The organism is Wolbachia endosymbiont of Wiebesia pumilae, from assembly GCF_017869285.1.
GTDB lineage: Bacteria > Pseudomonadota > Alphaproteobacteria > Rickettsiales > Anaplasmataceae > Wolbachia > Wolbachia pipientis.
Genome location: NZ_CP054557.1, coordinates 85,902 through 107,797, shown reverse-complemented (window position 1 = coordinate 107,797; position 21,896 = coordinate 85,902). Strand labels below are relative to the sequence as shown.

21 protein-coding genes and 1 pseudogene are annotated in these 21,896 nt (G+C 34.8%); 8 read left to right on the top strand and 14 right to left on the bottom strand.

The window, feature by feature from the left end; all coding sequences use genetic code 11:
- Genes HUB92_RS00560 through HUB92_RS00550 form a run of 3 tightly spaced genes read left to right on the top strand, consistent with a single transcriptional unit; the run spans nucleotide 1 to nucleotide 759 of the window.
- Complete coding sequence (locus HUB92_RS00560; RefSeq protein ID WP_209472870.1) at nucleotides 1–171, top strand: transposase; 171 nt, start codon at nucleotides 1–3, stop codon at nucleotides 169–171.
- Nucleotides 146–358 carry a hypothetical protein gene (locus HUB92_RS00555; protein WP_209472868.1) on the top strand — a complete coding sequence of 71 codons (213 nt, stop codon included), beginning with the start codon at nucleotides 146–148 and terminating at the stop codon, nucleotides 356–358. Before HUB92_RS00560 ends, HUB92_RS00555 begins: the two co-directional genes overlap by 26 nt.
- Entirely contained in the window at nucleotides 301–759 is a 459-nt protein-coding gene (locus HUB92_RS00550; RefSeq protein WP_209473328.1) for a transposase, read from the top strand. Before HUB92_RS00555 ends, HUB92_RS00550 begins: the two co-directional genes overlap by 58 nt.
- Here the strand turns inward: HUB92_RS00550 and HUB92_RS00545 are convergent.
- Nucleotides 756–1,184 carry a hypothetical protein gene (locus tag HUB92_RS00545; RefSeq protein WP_244663074.1) on the bottom strand — a complete coding sequence of 143 codons (429 nt, stop codon included), beginning with the start codon at nucleotides 1,182–1,184 and terminating at the stop codon, nucleotides 756–758. The two genes, HUB92_RS00550 and HUB92_RS00545, sit on opposite strands and share 4 nt — an antisense overlap.
- Nucleotides 1,185–1,465: 281 nt before the next feature.
- Here HUB92_RS00545 and HUB92_RS06685 point away from each other — a divergent pair, with 281 nt between their 5' ends.
- Nucleotides 1,466–2,476: a hypothetical protein gene (locus HUB92_RS06685; protein WP_244663073.1), complete on the top strand. Its 1,011-nt coding sequence runs from the start codon at nucleotides 1,466–1,468 to the stop codon at nucleotides 2,474–2,476.
- Here the strand turns inward: HUB92_RS06685 and dcd are convergent, their stop codons facing one another.
- Nucleotides 2,477–3,034, bottom strand: coding sequence for a dCTP deaminase (gene dcd / locus HUB92_RS00535; RefSeq protein WP_006280485.1), 558 nt, complete (start codon nucleotides 3,032–3,034; stop codon nucleotides 2,477–2,479).
- A 141-nt stretch (nucleotides 3,035–3,175) separates the two neighbouring features.
- On the opposite strand from dcd, the gene HUB92_RS00530 reads away from it, so the two are divergent.
- The gene (locus tag HUB92_RS00530) at nucleotides 3,176–4,192 is read left to right on the top strand and encodes a substrate-binding domain-containing protein (RefSeq protein ID WP_209472866.1); all 1,017 of its coding nucleotides are present in this window, start codon (nucleotides 3,176–3,178) and stop codon (nucleotides 4,190–4,192) included.
- Between the two features lie 48 nt (nucleotides 4,193–4,240).
- Here the strand turns inward: HUB92_RS00530 and HUB92_RS00525 are convergent, their stop codons facing one another.
- Entirely contained in the window at nucleotides 4,241–5,455 is a 1,215-nt protein-coding gene (locus tag HUB92_RS00525; protein ID WP_209472864.1) for a hypothetical protein, read from the bottom strand.
- 141 nt (nucleotides 5,456–5,596) lie between these two features.
- Between HUB92_RS00525 and HUB92_RS00520 the strand changes: the two genes are divergently transcribed.
- Nucleotides 5,597–7,057 carry a TrkH family potassium uptake protein gene (locus tag HUB92_RS00520; protein WP_209472862.1) on the top strand — a complete coding sequence of 487 codons (1,461 nt, stop codon included), beginning with the start codon at nucleotides 5,597–5,599 and terminating at the stop codon, nucleotides 7,055–7,057.
- Between the two features lie 263 nt (nucleotides 7,058–7,320).
- Here HUB92_RS00520 and mgtE read toward each other — a convergent pair whose 3' ends face one another.
- Nucleotides 7,321–8,691, bottom strand: coding sequence for a magnesium transporter (mgtE, locus tag HUB92_RS00515; protein WP_209472861.1), 1,371 nt, complete (start codon nucleotides 8,689–8,691; stop codon nucleotides 7,321–7,323).
- Nucleotides 8,692–8,844: 153 nt separating this feature from the next.
- Here mgtE and prfB point away from each other — a divergent pair.
- Nucleotides 8,845–9,949 (top strand): peptide chain release factor 2 gene (prfB, locus tag HUB92_RS00510; protein WP_209472859.1). Its coding sequence is split into 2 segments (ribosomal slippage): nucleotides 8,845–8,919 and nucleotides 8,921–9,949, totalling 1,104 coding nucleotides; the frame shifts between segments, so codons are not numbered across the junction.
- A 136-nt stretch (nucleotides 9,950–10,085) separates the two neighbouring features.
- Here the strand turns inward: prfB and HUB92_RS07210 are convergent.
- The 9 genes and pseudogenes from HUB92_RS07210 to HUB92_RS00455 form a co-directional block, all read right to left on the bottom strand.
- A pseudogene (locus HUB92_RS07210) lies at nucleotides 10,086–11,163 on the bottom strand (IS3 family transposase).
- A gap of 78 nt (nucleotides 11,164–11,241) precedes the next feature.
- Entirely contained in the window at nucleotides 11,242–12,000 is a 759-nt protein-coding gene (pstB, locus tag HUB92_RS00490; RefSeq protein WP_006280935.1) for a phosphate ABC transporter ATP-binding protein PstB, read from the bottom strand.
- Entirely contained in the window at nucleotides 11,997–12,782 is a 786-nt protein-coding gene (gene dapB, locus HUB92_RS00485) for a 4-hydroxy-tetrahydrodipicolinate reductase (RefSeq protein WP_209472857.1), read from the bottom strand. The genes pstB and dapB overlap by 4 nt, the downstream gene beginning before the upstream one ends.
- A 712-nt stretch (nucleotides 12,783–13,494) precedes the next feature.
- Complete coding sequence (locus HUB92_RS00480; RefSeq protein ID WP_209472855.1) at nucleotides 13,495–14,529, bottom strand: Fic family protein; 1,035 nt, start codon at nucleotides 14,527–14,529, stop codon at nucleotides 13,495–13,497.
- Nucleotides 14,530–14,698: 169 nt separating this feature from the next.
- Nucleotides 14,699–15,691 carry a DNA polymerase III subunit delta gene (gene holA, locus HUB92_RS00475; RefSeq protein WP_209472853.1) on the bottom strand — a complete coding sequence of 331 codons (993 nt, stop codon included), beginning with the start codon at nucleotides 15,689–15,691 and terminating at the stop codon, nucleotides 14,699–14,701.
- 5 nt (nucleotides 15,692–15,696) lie between these two features.
- Nucleotides 15,697–15,876 carry a hypothetical protein gene (locus tag HUB92_RS00470; protein ID WP_010082539.1) on the bottom strand — a complete coding sequence of 60 codons (180 nt, stop codon included), beginning with the start codon at nucleotides 15,874–15,876 and terminating at the stop codon, nucleotides 15,697–15,699.
- Between the two features lie 131 nt (nucleotides 15,877–16,007).
- Nucleotides 16,008–16,808 carry a metal ABC transporter permease gene (locus HUB92_RS00465; protein ID WP_010962536.1) on the bottom strand — a complete coding sequence of 267 codons (801 nt, stop codon included), beginning with the start codon at nucleotides 16,806–16,808 and terminating at the stop codon, nucleotides 16,008–16,010.
- A 1-nt stretch (nucleotide 16,809) separates the two neighbouring features.
- Nucleotides 16,810–17,166, bottom strand: a complete 357-nt coding sequence (locus HUB92_RS00460) for an Mth938-like domain-containing protein (RefSeq protein WP_209472851.1) — start codon at nucleotides 17,164–17,166, stop codon at nucleotides 16,810–16,812.
- 3 nt (nucleotides 17,167–17,169) lie between these two features.
- Nucleotides 17,170–18,036, bottom strand: coding sequence for a 4-(cytidine 5'-diphospho)-2-C-methyl-D-erythritol kinase (locus tag HUB92_RS00455; RefSeq protein ID WP_209472850.1), 867 nt, complete (start codon nucleotides 18,034–18,036; stop codon nucleotides 17,170–17,172).
- An 81-nt stretch (nucleotides 18,037–18,117) separates the two neighbouring features.
- Here HUB92_RS00455 and HUB92_RS00450 point away from each other — a divergent pair, with 81 nt between their 5' ends.
- Nucleotides 18,118–21,339, top strand: coding sequence for a UvrD-helicase domain-containing protein (locus HUB92_RS00450; RefSeq protein ID WP_209472848.1), 3,222 nt, complete (start codon nucleotides 18,118–18,120; stop codon nucleotides 21,337–21,339).
- A 204-nt stretch (nucleotides 21,340–21,543) separates the two neighbouring features.
- On the opposite strand, the gene HUB92_RS00445 is transcribed toward HUB92_RS00450, so the two are convergent.
- Nucleotides 21,544–21,834 (bottom strand): GIY-YIG nuclease family protein, encoded by a 291-nt coding sequence (locus HUB92_RS00445; protein WP_010082530.1) that lies wholly within the window; start codon nucleotides 21,832–21,834, stop codon nucleotides 21,544–21,546.
- Nucleotides 21,835–21,896 lie beyond the last annotated feature (62 nt).

The following is a 21,896-nucleotide window of genomic DNA, read 5'->3' as shown; positions in this document are numbered from 1 at the left end:
ATGTATCCAAGTGATATAAGTGACAAAGAATGGGAAATTTTGGAGCCAAGTGTTGCACAAGGTGCAGTAGGACGGCCAAGAAAGTACAATATTAGAACAATTATTAATGCAATAAGATACATAATGAAAGGTGTGCCAGTGGAGAATGCTGCCAAAAGATTTTCCGCCTGAAAACGGTGTATATTATTTTCTCAGGTGGGTAATAGTGGCAAATGGAAGAAATACACGATATGTTGTAAAAAAGGTAAGAAAAATGGTTGGCAAAAATGAAATACCTTCGGTAGGAATAATTGACAGTCAATCAGTGAAAACCACTCAAAAAGGGGATCCAGAGGATATGATGCTGGCAAGAAAATAAAGGGTAGAAAACGTCACATCATTGTGGATACAATAGGCCTAATTATTACAGCTGATGTTCATAGTGCAGGCATTCAAGATCGTGATGGTGCTCTAAATCTTTTTACTCAAGCTAAACGAAAAGCTTCAACGCTACAAAGGTTTCTCGCTGATCAGGGATATATTGGTAAATTGCAAAATTACTGTTTATTGAAAACAGGATGTTTATTGACGATTACTAAAAAAGCAGCTGATGCTGTAGGATTTCAAGTTATTCCTAAACGGTGGATTGTTGAAAGAACTTTTGCTTGGCTTTCCAATTTTAGACGTATGAGCAAGGATTATGAGCATTCTCCTCTTACTTCAAAAACTAATATCTCCTTTAATATGATTACTATTATGCTTGCTAAATTAGCTGCTTAGTTCCTTTCAAGACAGGTTCTAAGTGATGTTGTATCTGCCCAGATTCTGTTTAATTTTTCTACTTTCCCCTTGCAGATCGCAATTGCAAGCGTTGCGTAGTAATTATATGTAACGTTCATACCTCTTCCAATTTTGCTTTTGGTGGTTATCGCCTCTTCTTTTATTGGCTGTGACCAAATAATGTTCCCTGCAACACGAGCAGTGCCATAGATAATTGGAATCGTTCTGCCGTAGGTTGAGGTTTGAACTTGCAGATTTTTTAGTCTCGCACCATGCGTTACTTTTTGCTCGGCATCAAGGCCGAACATTGCCCCATCTAGCTGTGCACCAAGAAGAGCACCGAGTTCTGAGCCGATAATCCGGCCAATTGGACCAAAAATGCTGCCTGCTTGACCAAAAATTGATGATAAAATTATTGTAGACATGGTAATCCTCCTTTTGATAGATTTTTTTGAAATTGTTGAGAGAAGATCCAAGTGTCACGCTACTTGGATGACAAGAAAGTGGTACTGGGATGACAGATACTATGATAAGAAATTCAGCAGCTTACAATGGATAGTTGAAGTTTTTAATTAAGAAAAGCACACAAGTAAATCGTGTAGCTATAGTTATTGTAAGCAACAATGAAAAAGTGCGGAAGTGAAAAATTTATGTTGATTTTATATTAATTTTTAGTACAATTTAGCATTATAATCTGGGGGTACCAATGAAATTTGAAATGTCGGAAGAAAATAGTAAAAGAGTCTTGTCTGGTACAAAATGGATTACTAATGTTGGTCAAAACTATCTTACATCACTGAATAATAGCACTAAACCAACTAGTTCTGGAAAAAAATTAATCAATGCTTTTTTACTTGTTCCAATCATCGTGCCTACTGCTATAACAGCATTATCTCTTAGCTTAACTATGCTTTTTTTGAATGCTGTTAATGTTCAAAAAGATGATTCTAAATTATCTAAAGTAATAAAGTTTATAGTTAGCTCTCTAATCTATATAGCTGCTACCGTGGTTTTAATTCCGTGCATTGTATTAAATCTAATAATTTCACTGATACCTGGTCTTATTTTTTATTACATTAATAAAGACATGTTTAGTCAAAAAGACATAGAAAACAGTCAAGGTCAACCAGTAAATAAAGTTGAGATAAGTAATGATAAAGAATACAATGAGCGTGTTGAAAAAGAAGCTAGCATATTAGGAACTGACCAACATCAAAATAATGAAGAGCACGAGCAAAATGAACTAAGGAGTAATAGTCAAAGTAATTCAGAACAACACCATTCAGCATATAATCAAGCATTAGTAAGTAATGGTCAACTACATAATCAACCGACTGTAGAAGTAATATCTCGAGAAGTGGGTAATACGCGATTTGTAGACCAGACTGTTATAGCAAAGGATATAAATAATGATGGTATACGAGATGGTGGAATGATGATGCGAACAGTTGGAAATGATCGTAACTTCACTGCTTGTGGTATTGTTACCGGAAATGCTACTAATAAACAAGAAGGTTTCGCTACTGCTATGGGGTTTTCATGTAACATTGTTGAAAATGGAATAGATTTCCAACTTGGCTGCAGTATGCGCACTGGAACTGACAAAAAGCAAGCAATTAAACATCTTAAGCAAAGTGAATCAGCGCGAACTTTGCTATCTGGTGATAGTGGAATATTGTCTATAGAGCAGTTTGGTAGCTCACAACGAAAGCAGTAATTATTTCACCAGCGGCAAAGTAATACCATGCTGATTCATATATTTTCCTTTCATATCATCATATGATTTCTCGCATTCACTTTCGCCGCTTAAAAATACGAATTGGCATGCGCCTTCATTAGCGTAAATTTTCGCAGGAAGTGGAGTGGTGTTTGAGAATTCGAGTGTGACATGACCTTCCCATCCAGGTTCTAAGGGAGTAACGTTTACTATAATTCCACATCTTGCGTAAGTTGATTTACCAACACAAATGACCAGTACATTCCTTGGTATACGAAAATATTCCACTGTACTTGCAAGCACAAAGCTATTTGGTGGAATTATACATACGTCTGTTTCCTTATCTATGAAACTATTCTCAGAAAAATTTTTAGGGTCCACGATAGCTGAATTAACATTAGTAAAAATTTTAAATTTATTATCCACTCTTGCATCGTAACCATAAGATGATAGTCCGAAAGATATAACACCTTTGCTGCTTTTGTGGTTCACAAAAGGTTCTATCATTCCAAAATTTTCAGCTTTTTCTCTTATCCATTTATCTGGCATAACTGCCATAATTGCCCCTTAAAGTTGTGTAATACTTACAATAATATAAAATAAAATTTAAATGTAAACTGTAGCTTTTGTCATGCAATTAAAGCTTTTCAGTTTGATTTTTTATTACAATAATTAGATTTATGTTCTTAACTAAAAATAATGCTTAGAAACTTTCTCCTGATTTTTGTATTCGTATTATTCACGCCGCTATCAAATGCTGATGCCAGGAAATACATCAGAATTGTTGGATCTTCAACTGTTTTTCCTTTTATCTCGTTTATAGCCGAAGAGTTCAACCGTGTATTCTCCTTTAAGACTCCAGTTGTGGAATCGATAGGAAGTGGATCAGGATTCAAAATGTTTTGCTCAGGAATAGGGGAAGACACGCCAGACATCACCACTTCATCTCGCCCTATGAAGGAAGTAGAAAGAGAACTATGTAAAAGGAATAAAATTAATGAAGTGATAGAAATCATCATTGGCTATGATGGAGTTGTCATTGCAAATTCAAATCAAAGCCATAGATTTGATTTCACAAAGAAGGACTTATTTGAAACTTTATCTGCATATTCTCAAGAAAATGATAAATTAGTAAAAAATAATAAGAAGTTTTGGTCTAATGTCAATCAAGCCTTACCAAAAACAGAAATTGAAATTTATGGTCCACATCAAAATACAGGTACATACGAAACTTTGGTTAATTCTATTATGCTTGATCAATATTCATGCATGAACTCGAGAATTTTCAAAGAGAATTATAAAGATCAGGAAGAAAGAAAGAAAGCATGTGGTAATATAAGGGATGACGGAAGGTATATAGAAGTTGGAATTAATGAAAATATAATAATACAAAAATTGAAAAGTAACAAGAACACCTTAGGGATATTTAGTTTCAGCTTTTTAATGAGGAATCAAGATAAAATACAAGGGAGCACAATTGCAGGAATTGAGCCAACTTACGAAAATATATCATCGGGAAAATATATATTAGCAAGACCTCTATACCTTTACATAAAGAGGGAACACTTGGATACTGTTGATGGATTAAGAGAATTCGTAAAAGAAATTATAGATTCAATCGGTATTGAAGGTGGGTACCTATCTGGGCTTGGTCTAATCCCACTTTCAAGTGAAGACATGAAAAAAGCTTCAGCAAAAGTTTATGATATAACGTGACGGTCTTTTATATTCTTTGTCCCAGCGCGGCGCGCTGGGATGACATTATTAACGTTGTACTTCTGTAAACGTTCTTTCTACACTTGGATCTTCTAAAACCTTAGCAATACCAGCACCCATTAATATAACTGCTGCCAAAACTGTTAAAGCCAGTGCAACTACAGGATACGCTAGCACATAGGCTGCAACAGTACCAACTGCGCACAGTCCAACAACGCCCAGAGCAATTTTCCCTTTGTGTTCACTCCAGAAGGTTGTTTCGTTCTTTTCTGGGGTTTTGTTGTCTGCAGTTGGTGCAGAGTTTACGGTGTTTTGATCTAGATCAGTGTCATCTATAAAGTTAAGATCATCATTCTCAGACGGATCCTGATTGATTTCTTGTGAAAATCGAGTCGCATACTCTTTATCCCATGCTATCTGATCATTAATCTTGGCATTATCTAGTTCATTTTTACTAAGTTTTTCCTCAAATTCTTGAATCAAATCTTGAAAGCATTGCTCACCTACTCCAGGTATTTTAGCAAAACGTTTTTGTGCACATGTAAGTTTATCCATTACATAGTTATTTCCATTGGGCTCGAACCCAAGGAGCCCTGGAGAAGCAGCATCAAACATTAATTTAAAGCTTTCTTTTATCTTTTCCACATCTTCTTGGTTCAATTCTTCACTATATTCAACTTTCAGAGGATAAACTAAAAGGGCATCTACTCTTCCACTACTCCAATATACCTCTCGCTCTAAAACCCTTTCTACATCTTCACCACAATTCTCTAATGCTGCTTTAACTTGATCAATATCAAGGTTTTCTATTGCTTCTTGTAAGTTGGAATCAAGATCCTTTACCCTCTCGTGCTTTTCTATTTCTTGAATAACTCGTGCAAGAGCAAAATATTCTGTGCTATTATAGTCAATTTTTCCTTGAAAGCGTTTAAGATCATCTATTGTATCCGCAAAATATGGTTGACCTTCAAAAAATTCTATTACCTTGTAATCACACAAAAAATCATGAGTTTTTTGATCAGCTTTCTGCCAAATTAGTTCAATGATCTTTACTTGAGCTTTAATTGTAATGCTACAACACATAACAAAATCTAAAATGGTACCTTTGTCACTAGTCAAAGTCCCCTCGTGGCTCAAAACTGCTTGTATATCATTATGTTCATTATCGTCGAGTACGTTCTGGACTTCTTGAACACTGCCATTCCAGACTGCCTGTCTTAATGAACCTAGAATTTCTTCTTGTGCATCAGTTAATTCAACCATATCTTACCTCTAATAAAAATTTAATTATCACACATATTTACAAGTAAATCAAGTATATTGTTAATAACTGTTAATAAAGGCCAACAAAGTGCTTGACGTTAGAGTAGCTTTTATGGCTTTGTATAGCGAGGAAGTAACTCTATGAAAAATCATCAACGTTTACAAAATTTGCGTTCAATTGTATTTATTGTGGGAATATTCCTATTGCTGTTTAGCTTAGCAATGCTTATTCCTGCTATTACCAATAAGTATCTCAGCTACGAATGGAAAAATTTTCTCGCTGGATTCATAATTACCTGCACATCTGGCGCAATTTTTATTTTACTCGGTAAATTAAGTAGATTGCATGGAATGCCAGCAATTTTTGCGATTACTAGTTGCACCTGGATTGCCTTGTCTCTGTTTGCAGCTATTCCTTTCTATTTTGATAATCTGAGCTATGTTGATGCATTGTTTGAAACGATATCTGGCATCACAACCACAGGAGCAACTATATTTAATGATATTGAAAAGCAATCTCCGGGAATACTGCTGTGGAGAGCAATGCTACATGGCATGGGGGGTTTTGGTGTAATCACTTTAGGAATTGCAGTTTTTCCTATGTTTAAGGTTCTCAGCCTAAATAATTTACTTTATTCTGAATATTCAGATGCTACCAAAAGGAAGTTGCCGAACACGCGAAGCGTAGTAATTCATGTTACGGCAATATATTATGGCTTAATTTTGTTATGTATATTTTCCTATTATCTAGCTGGTATGCCACTATTTGATGCAATATGTCACGGAATGTCTGCTGTATCAACTGGTGGATTTGCTAACTATAATGATTCTATAGGGCACTATAATAATCCCATACTAGAAGCCATAACGATCGTTTTTATGATTTTGGGTTCTCTGCCTTTTCTTAGCTATTTAAAAATCATAAGACGGTTAGACATTTGCTATGATGAGCAGGTCTCTTACTTTTTTAAGATAGCTATTGTTTCATCTTTATTTGCTTGTTTTTGGTTGTATAAAAATGTTGATTTAGGAGTGTCATTATCATTTAGATGCAGCACATTTACCATCACTTCCTTGATTACGTCAACTGGTTATGCAATCTGTAATCATATAGATTGGAGTTTCATTTCAGTCTTAGCTTTTTTTCTCACCTTTGTTGGTGGATGTAGTGGTTCTTCAAGTGGTGGTGTCAAAATCTTCCGCTTGATTGTTCTTTTAAGGTCTATAAGAAATTACTTTTACCTTTTATTAAACCCTGATGCAGACAATGGAGTAAAATTCAATGGAAAAACCCTGGAGAATGATGAAGTTCACTCTGTCTTTATATTTTTTGCAATTTTCATGTTAACGTTTACCATTTCATCAATAGTGATGTCTTACTTAAGCAATGCAGACTTTATAACTAGCATCAGTTCAGTCTCTGCAACGCTTACAAACTCTGGCCCGGGATTTAGTAATTTAATAGGTCCTTCGGGTAATTATTCCTCTTTCAGTAATGAAGTAAAATTATTTCTATCGTTTTTAATGCTGCTTGGCAGACTTGAAATATTGCCAATCTATTTTTGTATAGGCAATTTATTCTTATTTAATAGAAAGAAATAGTTGGTGAAGTTGTGAAATTTGATATTATAGCTAAACTGACTTACGACAATTTGAAAAACCGTCATTCCGCTACTCGTTAGCGGAATCTATACCGCGAATAAATCCACAGATGTACGAACATTGTGATTTGGGCACACCAGGAAGAATGTCATCCAAGTAGCCCCTTTCTCGTCATCCCGCTACTTGTTAGCGGGATCTATGCTAAGAGATACCGCGAATGAATCGCGGCATGACGGTTCGCGGCGGTATAGCTATAGATAGTATTAGCTATTTAATAAAAAGATCGTAGCTAAACCAAGAAATATAAAAGCTGAGAGAATATCAGTTGTTGCCGATGTTAGGATTGAAGAAGAAACGGCAGGGTCAGACTTTAAGCGATGAAGCATTATAGGAATGAAAGTTCCGATGAACGTTGCAATAATTGACATCATAATCATGGAGACCATAAAAATCATCTCCACTTTGAAGTTGTGAAACCTTATTGCTAACACTACTAATGAAATAGTAGATAAGATCACCCCGTTTATAAGACCTATTAAAAATTCTTTCATCAGTATTCTTTTTGCATTTTGCTCAGTTAGATATTTTGTTGCGATTGCCCGGATGGTTAGCGTTACTGTTTGGGATCCTGCATTTCCGCTCATTGATGCAATTATCGGCATGATTATTGGCAGCACTATAAAACTTTTTATTACATCATCGAAAAAGCCAACTACTATGGAACACATTGTTGCAGCTAAGAGGTTAAACAGTAACCAAGGTAGCCTTTTAATTATAGTTTTATGTATAGGGGCATTTATATCGGCTTTAGAAGATACACCGCTTATTTTGAGTACATCCTCTTCTGTTTCTTGTTGAACAACTTTTATCACATCTTCAATTAAGATCACACCAATAATTTTACCATTCTTATTTACTACCGGAGCCGATAATAGAGAGTAATCTTTAAATATTCTTGCTACTTCCTCTTGGTCTATTCCAGTTTTAATGATTTTTATGTCATGATCCATTATCTCTTTTATTATTGTGTCTCCTGAGTGAGATATTACCTTATTTAAATTAACACTGCCTATAGGCTCTAATTTTGAGTTGATAATGAATATCTGGTGAAATTTTTCTGGTATTTTTTTATAGTTGCACACAAATTCTGTCAGTTGATTTATTGTCCAATAATATGGAGCTATAACCATATCTTTATGTATTAACCTTCCTGCACTTTCTTCTGGATATGATAGCAACTCCTCTACCGATTTCTGAGTTTTGCTGGGCAAATAGTAAAGTATATTTTCTACAGACTTTCTATCTAAATCTTTCACTATGGTTACTATATCTTCTACATCAAGGAGCATTAGTAACTTTGCTGTATTTTCTATTCCCAATGTTTCTATGATCTCTATTTGTAAATCTGGCACTACATGCACTAGGGCATCACTTAACAAATGTTGATCGAGGATATTAACTAATTTCTCCCTGTGATCACTGATCGAAGTAGATAAAAAATAAGCTAACTGAACACTGTCTATCGTTTTTACAATATTACGAACATTCTCTAGCTCCTCGTTATCAAGTGACTCTATTAAGTCATCAATAGCCTTTTTGTCTAAACCATAATGGGAACTTATTTCAATATTCATTACTTTACCTTGTTTTTTAATAAATATACGCGCTTGATTTCCTTAAACATTAAAGTATAATGAAATTATTTAAATTAACTATCATATGGTTAAATTTCTATTTTGTTTACTGTTATTGTTATTGATAGTAAATATATTAAAATCTAAAGTATAATGAAAACTTATCCAGAAATTCTTGAACACTTTCAAAGCTTAAATAAAAGTATTTCTCTTATCAGGAGGTGTCTTTGACATAGAAAAATTAAAGTTGCGTCTTGAAGAGCTTGACTCCCAAGCGTCGAATGATGACCTATGGCAAGATAACCAAAAAGCACAAGAAGTTTTAAAAGAACGTTCTAAAATTAAAAATGACGTAGAGTCGTTTTTAAAGCTGGAAAGCGATTACAACGATGCCATCAGCTTAATGAAGTCTGCTATTGATGAAAATGATGAAGAATTTTTCTCTGAAGTTGAAAATGAATTAGCTAAGCTAGAGAAATTAATCAAGTATAAAGAAACAGAGTCCTTATTTACTGGTGAAGCAGATAATAATAACTGCTTTTTAGAAATCCACTCAGGAGCTGGTGGAACAGAGAGCAATGATTGGGCTGAAATGCTGATGCGCATGTATGTAAGGTGGGCAGAAATTTATCATAACTTTAAAGTTGAAGTTGTAGAAAAATTAGAAGGAGAGTCAGTTGGTATAAAGTCTGCAATGATAAAAATCGTTGGAGAAAAAGCTTATGGGTGGGCAAAAAGTGAAAGTGGAATTCACAGGCTGGTTAGAATATCGCCATTTGATGCAAATGGTAAACGTCATACCAGTTTTGCAAGTGTAGGAGTAACTCCAGTGATAGAAGATTCAATTGATATTGCTGTGGATGAAAAGGATCTAAAGATCGACACCTATCGTGCTTCCGGAGCAGGCGGTCAGCATGTGAACAAGACTGAAAGTGCGGTACGCATTACGCATATTCCAACTGGTGTTGTAGTTCAATGCCAAAATGGTCGTTCTCAACACAGAAATAAAGATGAGGCGTTAAAATTACTTAAAGGACGTTTATACCAAATTGAACTGGAAAAAAAAGAACAGAAAATGGCTGAAGAATATGGTAAAAAATGCGATATAGGCTGGGGCAATCAGATCAGATCGTACGTTATGCATCCATATAAAATGGTGAAGGATTTAAGAACCGGACATGAAGTGGGCAATATAAATTCTGTTTTTGATGGTAATATAGATTGTTTCATAGTTAGTGTGCTTACTAAGCAAAATTAGGTAGGGTTGACTTTCTTGCCATAATATATGATAATTAAAATATTGTTAAAGTAGGAGTAAAGTTATGGCGATTAAATATGATCAGTGGAAAAGTGACCTTACCCAGAAAAAGTGGAGAGAAAGTGTGGAATGTTTTTTACAAAAAGAATGATGCATCAAATTGTTCTGGAATGCAATAGTTAATAGTGACGTTGTTTGTTATAAAAAATTTCTATGTATTCAAATATTGCAGTTCTAGTGTGTTGAGCAGAGTGTTGTGAAGTATCAATAAGTATTTCTCTTTTCAATGAGCTAAAGAAGCTTTCTGCAACAGAATTGTCGTAACAACAGCCTTTATTACTCATCTATATTCTTTACAGCTAAGAGATATTGATACCCTTGCGCAGTATATTGTGAACCTTGGTCACTGTGCAGCAGTAGATTTTTAACAGGTTTACGCCTATTAATGGCCATTAATAAAGAGTTCATAACCAATTGTTTATTTATTGCACTACTCATTAACTACCATACGTGAGAATTATTGCTGCCAAATATAGCCATCCCTCCTTGGTTTTGATGTAAGTAATCCCATACTTTATTTGGTTGATCAACAATAAAGTTTTGGTCTAATATATTGGGAGCTACAGCTCTATTATCTGTTTGTTGTTTTTTAATTTTAAACTTTCTTTTCAGTATAGCCCTGATGTCATTTTTCTGCATAATACTTTGCACCGTTTTCAAATTGCAACTTTTACCCAAAGCCTTCAATTCAGCATGAATTTTAGGAGTTCCATATCTACATTTAGAAACTTGATATATTTTTTGAATAGCTTCGAGTAGCTCTTTATTTGCTGATTCTCTACTGCTTATTTTTCTTGTGGTCCACTTATAGTAGCCACTAGCAGAAAATCCTACATAATTCCTGTACTTTATAACAGTTACTATATAAAAAAATATTTTACTCTTTTTGACTGGCCAGGGCTTTTTTTTAAATGTCTCTTTCCCTTGTTACTCTTGCTTTGTAAATCAAACCTCTCTTTGTCATAAGGTGCTACATCTGGAAATGCATTTGCCGCTGACTTTTTTTCGTTATATTTCTTCATCCATTTTCCTAATACACTATCCCTTATTCCTAGATCTCTTGCTACTTTTGCAACTGGTTGACCTACCTTTCTTTGTTCATTTGCCAGCTTAACAGCTTCCAATTTGAATTCTGCCGTATATTCTCTTACCATTTCTAATCCTCCAAAATTTTATTTTACCCGAAAAAACTCTTTTCTTTCTCTCCACTTTTTCTGGGTAAGGTCAGAAATTTAATGATCCAGGATATACTCCTTTGTTAAGGGAGATTGAGCATTTTCGAATATTTCTTGAGTGCTTCCAGACTCAACAATTCTGCCATTATGAAAGAAAATTACACTATCAGATAACTTTTTAGCTTGCTTCATTGAATGAGTCACCATAATTATAGTAAATCTTAATTTCAGCTCTTGTATAAGATTTTCGATTGCATTGGTTGCCATTGGATCAAGAGCAGAGCACGGTTCATCCATTAATAAAATAGTTGGCTTCACTGCAATTGCGCGAGCGATGCATAGCCTCTGTTGTTGGCCACCGGATAAATTGAGTGCGCTATCTTGCAATCTGTCCTTCAATTCTTCCCATAAACCAACCTTGGTTAAACTATTTTCCACCATCTCATTCAATTTTTGCTTATCCTTCGCCATACCATGCAATTTTGGCCCACAAGCAACATTATCATATATTGATTTTGGAAAAGGATTTGGCTTTTGAAATACCATACCAACTTTTGCTCTAAGTAGTACAACATCCATATCGCGTGAATATATATCACCCAGCCCATCGATATCTAATTCACCAACAGTTTTGCAACCTGGTACATAGTCATTCATACGATTAAAACAACGCAAAAATGTTGATTTACCGCACCCGGATGGTCCGATAAAAGTAGTAACTTTTCTTTTATAAATATTCAAATTTATATCGAATAAAACTTGCTTAGAGCCGTACCAGAGATTTAAATCTTTAACAGAGGCACGTGTATTGCTCATATCACATCCTGCATTGAATAGAGCCCCGGAATTTCTCTTTTATTTTCGTATAGCCATACTGCTGCTTGAACAGCTCCTCTAGCAAATGTTGTGCGATCAATTGCTTTGTGGTTTAGTTCTATCCGTTCATCAGAATTAACAAACATCACGCTGTGATCTCCTATTACTCCACCTCCACGAGATACTGCAAAACCTATTCCCCCCTTTTTCCTTATGTTTGAACCACTATGTAAATATTGATTGGACTGAAAATCCACTTTTGAAGCGTTAGCAATTGTTTTGCCAAGTTCTATAGCTGTTCCAGATGGTGAATCCTTTTTTAAGTTATGATGCATTTCCCAAATCTCAACGTCATATTCATTACCTAAAAGCTCAGCAGCTTTTTTTACCAATTTCAGCAACACATTACCCCCAACACTCATATTTGCTGACCATAATATTGGAACTTCAGCAGCATATTCTTTCAAATCGACACCTTCTATTCCAGTTGTGCCACTAACCAGCGGTGTTTTAAATTTTACAGCTGCTTTAAGGCAGTCTAACATACATTCTTTAGTTGTAAAATCTATTACAACGTCAGATGACTCAAATATGCCACTAATAGAACTTGTAACTTTAATTCCTAGATTGGCTATAATTGGTCCAATATCTGAATCTATGTACTTACTACCTGAACGGGCAACAGCACCTGCTATTTCCACTTTGGTATTTGTAATTAATTCATTGAGTATTTTTTTGCCCATTCTGCCTAAGCAGCCTATTACTCCAACTCTGATTTTCATAAAGCTTTTTACGTTTATTAAGAATGTTAGGCCTTTTTTTAAGCTCTGTCACTTCTGATCTATATTCTATAGCTGTACGAACACTGCAATTTCAGATCCCAGTGCCTTGACCACAACTATTGCAATATGGTACATAGTGAACGATGTCATTCCAGTCTGGAATCTAGCCCTTCTGCAATCTCATCAAAAACGTTTTTCTATGCTAGTTTGCTTGCTTACAAGCAAACTTTTCTGGATCCCAGTGGGCTTTGTTGCATCGCTACTTATGAAAGGCTAACTATAGTTAGGATTATAAGCAACCTATTGAAAATCTTGTTTTTTTGCAATCAATCTGATCAAATTTAAGAATAGTAATTTGTTATTTATATTAATAAATTTAATTCTATTGAAAATAGCTAAAGCATTGAAATTCTTGAATTTTAGCCGGATTGGTAAATGGTAGTGAAATTTCTTTTACTCAAATTTAGGTATTCATTGACCGTTCTTGTTATAAATACCAGAATAATAAGCTACTGATATTCGCTATCTTTTTTATCTTTAATCCATCATAGCTAGCGATGCAACAAAGCCATCCCAGTGTCTGGGCACTGGGATGACAAGAATAGGGCACTGGGATCTAGTGGGCTCAAACTACAATGTTTGTACAGCTGTGATCTATATTCTATAGCTGAATAATTTAACAATTCAAAATGAATACATATCCTATTGAGCTCTATATTACATACCAGGTTGCTTTGCCTTTTCCATGCTGAGTGATGTGATTACTCTTTACGAGATTAGATACGTGCTTCTTTAAGGTATTGCAGTTTGCTTTAGTAATATTTTCCAAATCCTTAATTGTAAGACGTCCATGTTTGCTGAGTAGTGCTAATACTTTAGCAGAAAGTGGTGGTAAATAGAGATTTAACACTTTTTCATGTGACACCTTTTGTTCAAGATGAAATTTTTGCTTTTGTAGTGACCTTAAAAAGAATATAAGCCATGGATTAAAATCATAGCTGCTCGTCTTCAAGGATTGTTGAGTACGACGCAAAGCTAAGTAGTAACTCTCCTTATTACTTTCAAGGGAACTGTAAGGTACATAGATATACCCTAACTTTAGTAACAAGAAAGTTGTGAGAATGCGTGATAATCTGCCATTTCCATCCTGGAAGGGATGAATAGCTAAAAAAGTAACTATAAAAATGCCAATAATTAATAGAGGGTGTAACGATTTCACCTCTAATTGCTGGCTAGTCCAATAAATAAGTTCTTGCATTTGTGTTGCTGTCTCAAATGGAGAGGCTGTTTCAAAAACTATGCCCAAGCTTTTTCCAGATTCATCAAACGCTTCAACATGATTGGGGAATTTTTTATATTCTCCCATGTGCCTTTGATCTTTATATGAAAATTGTAAAAGCCAGATGTGAAACTGTTTTATAGTGTTTTCTGTAAATGGCATCTTGTTAAAGTTTTGAAATACTTCTTCACACACATACGCATATCCGGCTATTTCTCGTTCATCTAGAGAACGAAATGAACGTGTATCAAGTTTGGATAGTAATTGCTCAACTTCACGGTCTGATAATCTTGCCCCTTCAATACGAGTAGAAGAACCAATACTTTCAATTGTTGCAATTTTCTTGAGCATTTGTAAACGTTCTGGAGCTAAATTACCAAACAATTGCCATGCTCCTTTAAATTCATCAATTTCAGCAACTAATTTTAACATTTCAGGTGTTATTACAATTTTTGAAATGTCAAACATATCTGTATTTTTATCTAGTTATATTCAATTATATTCGAAAATATCCTATTAGCAAAGAATACTTGTGAGACACACACTAAAGAATGAATTTTGGTAGGCATAAAAGCAGCTATTTTATGTTAAAATACAACATTTTGATGAAATTATAAGAAAGGCTGGATCCGAGTAGTCAGCTACCCGTCAGTGCATGTTGAAAAATCATTTTATGATCTAAATCAGTTTTTTTACAGGTAACTTCTAAGCTTATCAATTTTTCCAAGATCTTCTTAAGTTCTGAAAGTTGCAAACTTTTCAAATGAGATTTAAAACTCTGCAATTGTTTAAAAAACAATGGAGGGCTTAGCTGATCAATCGCAGCCTGCTCACTCATTCCACCTTGCACTGACAGCAAAACGTTTTCAAGGCGTAGGAAATAATTTGATATAATGCGAATTAGTGCTATCGGTGAAAAATTTTCTTGCGATATTGATGCATCAGAAATTCTAATGAAACGCGACATATCTTTACTTGCTATGGCAGAGCATAGATCATCAAGTGTAGCATAGTCGTTGCCGGAAGTTGAAAAGCATAATTCTATATCAGTAAGTTTTAGGTCTTTTCTCTCCCCTAAGTATAAAACTAACTTCTCAAGTTCTGAACATATAGGCAGCTTGCTATGATTAAAGTAAGATTGCAAATGGTAGATTATCTCATTTGTGCATTTTATATCATTTTGTTTTAAGTAACTTGATATAATGTCATAAAGATTGCTGTTGCTGTCCTTATAGCAAGCAATCACACCAAAAATTTTTGAACTCTCCATATAACTTTTAGTCGCAGAATTATATGGAAGATCATTTGCTACCATCATTACATAATGACCACTTGCGTTATAATCCAATACATTTTTTAACTCCTTGGATATACCTCCACTCACATTTATCAGCTTAATTAATTTTTTGCTGGTAAACATCGAAACGTTTGCCAATTCAGAAAACAGTAAACTGGGTGACTTATGCACTATTGCAAAATCCATCACCTGAACTGAATACTCACCCAAATTAGCAATTATTTCTTGTACATAAAAATCAACCCTACTGTTATCACTTCCATGAATTAACACACCACGTAAAGCATCAGGTTTCTCTAGGAATTTTTTAACTTTGGATGGTGTGACCCTCATGCTATCTATATGATATCATTCTCATTTGACTGTACATGAGTATCCAAAGACTCTGAGTCTCCTTGTGCAATATTATGCACATCACCTGCTACATCATCTGACTCTTCTGTTTTTCCTGTAATATAATTATAAAATTTTTTCACAGGTTGAGATATATATTTGGAAAAAAATCCTTCTTCGCTCATATTGCTTACTCCATAAAATTAACAACTTATCATTAGCATATAAATAATAGTATAGCAAAAACTATTTTGTGCTAAGATAGTGATGTTTTATAATGAGTATATTACAAAATTATTAACATTCGAGATCAAAATTAAGCCAACCTGCTTAATACTAGCCTTATAAAATAAGCGATAATTAAATATACCGCTGCAACAAGTATAATTGCAGGTCCAGTTAACAAATCAAAACTTGCAGATAACATGAGACCTGATATCCCAGAGATCACAGAAAAAACTGTTGCAACAATAATCATCTGCATTGGAGTTTTCGAAATGAGCCTTGCAGATGCTGCTGGTATTAGCAAAAATGCAGCAATGAGTAATATTCCTATTAGTTGGGCAGCAATTGCTATAAATATAGCAAGAGTGATTAAAAATTCTAGTCTAACAAAGGTAACATTAATTTTTTCAACTACTGCTAAATCTTGATTAATTGAAATCATTAACCAATAACGCCATCTAAATATTAATATCAAAGTAACTACTGCAGAGGTTAAAAAAATCAATACTATATCACTTTGATCGAGCGTTAATATATCACCAAACAGTGAGCTAATAATACTATTATTGCCAGATGGAAGAAAAGACATAAGTATTAAACTCGATGATAAAACTACATTGGTAACAATGTTCAATATCGTATCAGCAGAATATAATCTGTTAAAATTAAGAGAAAGTAGTATAGCAAATGTAATTGCAATGAGCATTATGCTAAGCGATGGGCTAATCTTAAAGATTAAAGCAAGTGCAACACCAAGCAACGAAGAATGGGACAAACTATCACCAAGATAAGATAACCTTTGCCATATCATAAACGATCCTAAAGCGCCTGTTACTAGGCTAATTACAACTACTGCAACTAGACTATTGATGAAAAAGTCCTGGGTAAGCATGCTATATGGCTATTAGATAACTGACAACAAATCTATCTTCGGATATCAGAATATTATGGGTTCTGCATGCAGAACCTGTTGTCATAAATTCAAAATTTAAACCTTTTTGTTCCATAAGATAGGACTTCACTGAAGAACTTAGTATATTGCGTGTTTTACCAGTACCTATTAACAAAATTTCTATTTCCTCTGTTAAAAAAGATTCAAAATACTCCTTGCTGTTTATATCACTTTCTTTCAATTTTATCACCTTTTCAGGAAAAATTATAATTGAGCCGCAATATTCTCTATTATTCACCAAAAATTTTCCTTCCCTGTAACCATTTATAAGATTTTTATTCTCGGAAATTAAGGGCATAAGTCAAACTATTAATTGAGTGTCACATACCCACCATTCTGGTTGCTTTTTTCCGATATTAACTGCAGCAGCTTTTGCATTTTCCTCACTATCGAATATTCCAAAACATGATACACCACTGCCTGACATGCGAGAAAGTATAGAGCCTTCTTGTGACTCAAGTGTTGATATCACATCCTTAATTTCAGGTACAAAGCTTATTGCTATTTCTTGAAGATCGTTTCTCGTCTCTTTAAGAAACTTCAACAAATCCTTTTCAGCGTCATCGCTCCATTTAATTGGCTCAGAAAATTTTCCTTCATGTTTGGAAAATACCTCTGGTGTACTCAAAAACCTTTTTTTCGGTTTCACAAGCACCACATTTGTAGGTAAAGAGAATTTTTTAATGTGGCATAATTCTTCGCCAATACCTCTAACAAAAACTGGCTTGCTATCTACGCTTGCGGGAACATCAGCACCAACGTTTAAGGCTATTTCATTTAAAATCGTCCTATCAATCTCCCACAGCTTCCCTAGCGTACGTACCACAGCTCCAGCATCTGAGGATCCGCTACCAAGTCCTGCAGCAATTGGTATGTTTTTTACAACCTTTACAGTGACTTTAGTGCGTACAGGAGCATGCCTAAGCAGCAGATTAACCGCTTTCATTACAGTGTTATACTGGTTATTTATTCTAGACTCGGAGTTTATAAATTCAACTGTAGAGTTATCGTATCTAGAATCCTTCTCACCTACTTTTATTTCCAAAAAATTAGAGAGATTAGCAAAGACAAATAAACCTTCAATCAAGTGATACCCTGTTTCTTTTTTGTCTACAACATGCAAAAAAAGATTGATTTTTGCAGGCGCCTTTACACAAAAACTTTTCATTATATATCTTCACTAACACTATTTTTACATTATATGTATAATGCTATTCTAGTCAACTTTTATAAGGTTCTCGCACTTCTGATGAGATCAAATGCCATAAATCCTAATTTCTCTGTGTGGGTAAATGCGTCCGCTGGTACAGGCAAAACAAAAATCTTAATAGACAGAGTATTGAGACTTTTATTAGAAAACAAAAGAAATATTCTTTGCTTAACATTCACCAATGCTGCAGCAAACGAAATGGAGAATCGCATTCACAGCATACTCAGTAAGTGGGCAATATGTTCAGATAGTGTGTTGGCAGCAGATCTAGAACAACTAGATTTCTTTCCAATGTCATCCCAGTGCGTGACACTGGGATCCAGAAAAAATAAAGATTATTTAACAAGAGCAAGAAGGCTTTTCTCTGAACTGGAAAATCTTGGTCTAACTATACAAACCATACACGCTTTCTGTTACAAATTAATCTCCAGCTTTCCTATAGAAGCTGGCATTGCTCCAAATTGCACGCTGAGTGAATGTAAAGAATTACATTCCATCATATTCAATAAAGTGCTTCATAACGAAACTGTGCAGGATGATATCAACCTTATTGCAACTGAAATTGATGAAAATAAACTACGCGATTTGCTTTATACTTTATGTGTAAAAAGATCAGCGTCAGCAAATGATTCGAAATATATCAAAGATAAATTGAGCGCCCCAGATGAAATTCATGACTTACAGAGTGAAACAATTGAGCACGTGGAAAGACTAGCCGAGATATTAAGTGAAGGCAGTAAAAGAGATCAGAGTTATAGTGAAATACTTTATTCTACTGTCATCCCAGCTGGGATCCAGAAGAAAAGAACCAGCGTCACGCGCTGGAATGACACTAAAGTAGAAAACCTAGCCAAGGTCTTTTTAAAATCAGAATCGCACGAAAAAAAGAGCATATCATCCATTGCAACAAAAAGTATTTTGGAGAAATTCAAAGATGCAGAGCAAATAATAGAGAGCGTTCAGAATGTAGTATTTACCCATATAAGAGACATGAACTCTTATCAAATATTCAAGAGAACCAGTAGCTTACTTGGTGTATTTAAAGTATATGTTGATTTGTATAATAGTGAAAAATCAAAAAATGCACTGCTTGACTACAATGATATAATCAACTTAGCAACAAATCTTCTTAGCAATCCAAACTATAAAGATTGGATATTGTTTAACTTGGATCAAAAAATAGATCACATCCTTATTGACGAGGCACAAGACAATAGCATCAGCCAGTGGAAAATTATAACAAATCTCTGCGATGAATTTTTTGCCGGTAATGATGAAAAGCGAACCTTATTTGTTGTTGGTGACGTAAAACAATCCATATACAGATTTCAAGGAGCAAATCCCCATCTATTCAACTATATGCAACAATACTTTCATACGAAAACTGGTGGTAGAGATTGGATATCATGCCAACTTGAAGAGTCATTTCGCTCAACTCCAGAAGTTTTGATGCTTGTAGATAGAATATTTAATAACTTCCGCGCAGAAATATCTTTTAATGATAATGAAATAAAACATGTTCCACATAGAGAAAATGACCAAGGATATATTGAAATTTGGCCAGCGTTACCAAGGCGCAAAGAGAAAGAACAGCGAGCTTTACAAATTCCTCTGACATGCAAGGAAGGTTATACAATAGCAGATCGATTACTTGCTCAAACAATAGCTAACAGAATTCACAATTGGTTAAATGAAGGGCGAATTTTAGTCGCTAAAGATCGCCATATAGAGCCAAGAGACATTATGATTTTGGTGCGACAACGAAACGTGTTAGTTGATTACATAATAAGCGAACTTAAAAAAGCAAATGTGCCAGTTGTAGGCCGGGATTATTTTAGAATTATGGACTATATAGCCGTGCAGGACTTAATAGCTTTGGCCGAATTTTTACTCCTCCAGGCAAATGATTTAGCTCTTGCAAATGCTTTAAAATCACCGCTATTTAATTTTACCGAGGATGATTTATTTAACATTGCATACGACCGTAAAGAGCATTCACTATGGGAAAGAATTCAGGATTATTCTGTGGTTATCTATAGTGAATTAAACTATCTCATTAACTTATCTTGCATAGAGTCTCCTCTTGCACTATTTACACATATATTGCGTACAGGTAAGAAGAAATTTGCTGCAAGGCTAGGTCTTGAGTGCTTTGAGGTCCTAGACGAATTTATGAACCTCGTGTTGCAATTTGAAAACCCATCTCTTCAAGCGTTTGTTCAATGGATCAAGGAGAATAATCCGGAGATTAAGAATGATATGCAATCAGAACGCAATGCTGTGCGAATAATGACAATTCACAAATCAAAAGGTCTGCAAGCTCCCATAGTATTTTTGGTTGATACAAACACAGTGCCAAGAAACAGTGAAAGCATTATCTTTGATGGAACAGAAGTGCCATTTTGGTGTGGAAAAAACAACAACGCTTATTGCGATCAAGTAAAAAGAGAGAAAAAACTAGAGGATTATAATGAATATTTGCGTTTATTATACGTAGCACTCACGCGTGCTGAAGATGAGTTATACATCTTAAGTAAAGAGCCAGTGCAAAAGGGCTCTTGGTATGATCTAATCACTAAGTATGGAGAACCATATGAAAAGAAACAAAGGGGTTTACGGCCAATATTTAAAGAAAAAGTTGAAGTATTATGCGTGAATGCAAACTACCCTTACATTTATAAAAAACGTGATTACTTTGACGTTCCGGTCATTTCCCTTCCACCAGCTTTAGCCCACTCTTCGGTGTCATCCCAGCGCGTGACGCTGGAATCCAGTGAAAAAGAAGGAGCAGAATGGATCCCAGTGTCAGCTACTTGGATGACAGATGGTTATGCAAGAGGCCTGATTATTCACAGCATATTGCAGTATATGCCCAAGATAGAAAAAGAAAGGAGAAAAAATTGGGTCAGAAAATACCTTGATAACATCAGCGAAGATAAGGATGAAATTTACAGTAAAATATTAGCCTTTAATGAAAAATATGGCTATTTGTTTGACTTGGAAGGCAAATCAGAGATTACACTGAGTGGAACAATTGATGGCAAGTCAGTATTAGTACGACTAGATAGGCTATGCATAACGCAAGATAAAGCAATCATAATTGACTACAAATCACACCGTAACGTTTCTGTTTCCTTATTAAATGAAATAAAAAAACAGATGTTAATCTATAAAACCTTAGTACAAGAAATATATCCAAACAAGCAAGTAGAGTGCGTGGTTATTTGGGTGGAAGATTTAACCATTCAATCTGACTTTTAACGAAACTTGATTGCAAGAAATAGCTGCTACGTCATACCACCGCGAACCGTCATCCCGCCGCAGACCGTCATACCGCGATTCATTCGCGGTATCTCAGCCGCTAACACGTAGCGGGATGACGAATTACTTAACTGTCATACCACCGCAAACCGTCATACCGCCGCGGTATCTCAGCCACTAACAAGTAGCGGGATCTCAGCATAGCTATCTTAAAGCTAAGTAATATAAGTCAATCCAGCTAGGATTCTTTTGATTGATCAAATTAATTTTCCACTGCCTTGGCCATTCTTTCAGGCGCCTTTCTCTTGCAATAGCTAAACTTATATCTTCAAACTCTTCGAAATATACAAGTTTATTTACATTATATCTTGATGTAAAACCTGAAACAATTTTGTTTTTGTGTTCCCAAATCCTCTTGATCAAATTTGCAGTTACACCAATATATAATGTGCTATTAGCTTTATTTGTAAGTATATAGATATATGATAACTTCATCTTAATCGTTTATAGCTAAAGTAACTGAGGTTTACCAACATTATACTACACCATCATACCAC

Excerpts from the sequence above, each read along its gene's own strand:
- pstB (WP_006280935.1), bottom strand. The coding sequence starts at position 12,000 with ATGAGCAATACACGTGCCTCTGTTAAAGATTTAAATCTCTGGTACGGC.
- HUB92_RS00480 (WP_209472855.1), bottom strand. The coding sequence starts at position 14,529 with ATGTTTGACATTTCAAAAATTGTAATAACACCTGAAATGTTAAAATTA.
- HUB92_RS00460 (WP_209472851.1), bottom strand. The coding sequence starts at position 17,166 with ATGCCCTTAATTTCCGAGAATAAAAATCTTATAAATGGTTACAGGGAA.
- HUB92_RS06685 (WP_244663073.1), top strand. The coding sequence starts at position 1,466 with ATGAAATTTGAAATGTCGGAAGAAAATAGTAAAAGAGTCTTGTCTGGT.
- HUB92_RS00545 (WP_244663074.1), bottom strand. The coding sequence starts at position 1,184 with ATGTCTACAATAATTTTATCATCAATTTTTGGTCAAGCAGGCAGCATT.
- HUB92_RS00555 (WP_209472868.1), top strand. The coding sequence starts at position 146 with ATGCTGCCAAAAGATTTTCCGCCTGAAAACGGTGTATATTATTTTCTC.
- HUB92_RS00450 (WP_209472848.1), top strand. The coding sequence starts at position 18,118 with ATGAGATCAAATGCCATAAATCCTAATTTCTCTGTGTGGGTAAATGCG.
- HUB92_RS00525 (WP_209472864.1), bottom strand. The coding sequence starts at position 5,455 with ATGGTTGAATTAACTGATGCACAAGAAGAAATTCTAGGTTCATTAAGA.
- HUB92_RS00470 (WP_010082539.1), bottom strand. The coding sequence starts at position 15,876 with ATGAGCGAAGAAGGATTTTTTTCCAAATATATATCTCAACCTGTGAAA.
- dapB (WP_209472857.1), bottom strand. The coding sequence starts at position 12,782 with ATGAAAATCAGAGTTGGAGTAATAGGCTGCTTAGGCAGAATGGGCAAA.
- HUB92_RS00520 (WP_209472862.1), top strand. The coding sequence starts at position 5,597 with ATGAAAAATCATCAACGTTTACAAAATTTGCGTTCAATTGTATTTATT.
- HUB92_RS00445 (WP_010082530.1), bottom strand. The coding sequence starts at position 21,834 with ATGAAGTTATCATATATCTATATACTTACAAATAAAGCTAATAGCACA.
- dcd (WP_006280485.1), bottom strand. The coding sequence starts at position 3,034 with ATGGCAGTTATGCCAGATAAATGGATAAGAGAAAAAGCTGAAAATTTT.
- HUB92_RS00465 (WP_010962536.1), bottom strand. The coding sequence starts at position 16,808 with ATGCTTACCCAGGACTTTTTCATCAATAGTCTAGTTGCAGTAGTTGTA.
- HUB92_RS00560 (WP_209472870.1), top strand. The coding sequence starts at position 1 with ATGTATCCAAGTGATATAAGTGACAAAGAATGGGAAATTTTGGAGCCA.
- HUB92_RS00530 (WP_209472866.1), top strand. The coding sequence starts at position 3,176 with ATGCTTAGAAACTTTCTCCTGATTTTTGTATTCGTATTATTCACGCCG.
- mgtE (WP_209472861.1), bottom strand. The coding sequence starts at position 8,691 with ATGAATATTGAAATAAGTTCCCATTATGGTTTAGACAAAAAGGCTATT.
- HUB92_RS00455 (WP_209472850.1), bottom strand. The coding sequence starts at position 18,036 with ATGAAAAGTTTTTGTGTAAAGGCGCCTGCAAAAATCAATCTTTTTTTG.
- holA (WP_209472853.1), bottom strand. The coding sequence starts at position 15,691 with ATGAGGGTCACACCATCCAAAGTTAAAAAATTCCTAGAGAAACCTGAT.